Source organism: Paenarthrobacter sp. AB444 (genome assembly GCF_028736865.1).
GTDB classification, from domain to species: Bacteria; Actinomycetota; Actinomycetes; order Actinomycetales; family Micrococcaceae; genus Arthrobacter; species Arthrobacter nicotinovorans_B.
Genome location: NZ_JAQZBY010000036.1, coordinates 1 through 483 on the forward strand (window position 1 = coordinate 1; position 483 = coordinate 483).

Sequence of the window (483 nt, forward strand, 5' to 3'; positions counted from 1 at the left end):
ATTCCCCGGCTCCATGGCAGGAAGGGTCCAAGCCCTCGCAGCCGCCGTGGACCGCGACTGGGACGGTGACGCCTCCGCGATCTGGACAAAAGGCAACCCCGACGGCCCCGAGGTGCTCCGCCGGCTCCAGGCCCTGCCAGGCTTTGGCGAACAAAAAGCCAAGATCTTCCTGGCACTGCTGGGCAAACAACGCGCCCTGACAGCTCCCGGATGGCAGGAAACCGCCGGCCACTACGGGAAGGAAGGATCCTACCTCTCCGTGGCCGACATCACCGACCCGGAATCCCTGGCCAAAGTCCGCGCCAGCAAACAAGCAGCAAAAGCCGCCGCGAAAACAGCCAAAGCAGCGAAAGCACCCGCCCCCTGACCAGGACCCCGGCGATCAAGCATTAAAGACCAAAGGCCCCAACCGTCGTGGTTGGGGCCCTTTTGCTGGTGCGTTGTGGTGTTAATGTGGGAGACCCCCCAACCCGGTGTGGGTTG

At 64.0% G+C, this 483-nt stretch carries 1 protein-coding gene; it reads left to right on the top strand.

Going from position 1 to position 483, the window contains the following annotated elements; genetic code table 11:
* On the top strand, positions 1–367 hold a 367-nt coding region (locus tag PQ627_RS19910; RefSeq protein ID WP_337993567.1), incomplete at its 5' end, for an HhH-GPD-type base excision DNA repair protein.
* Positions 368–483: the final 116 nt, after the last annotated feature.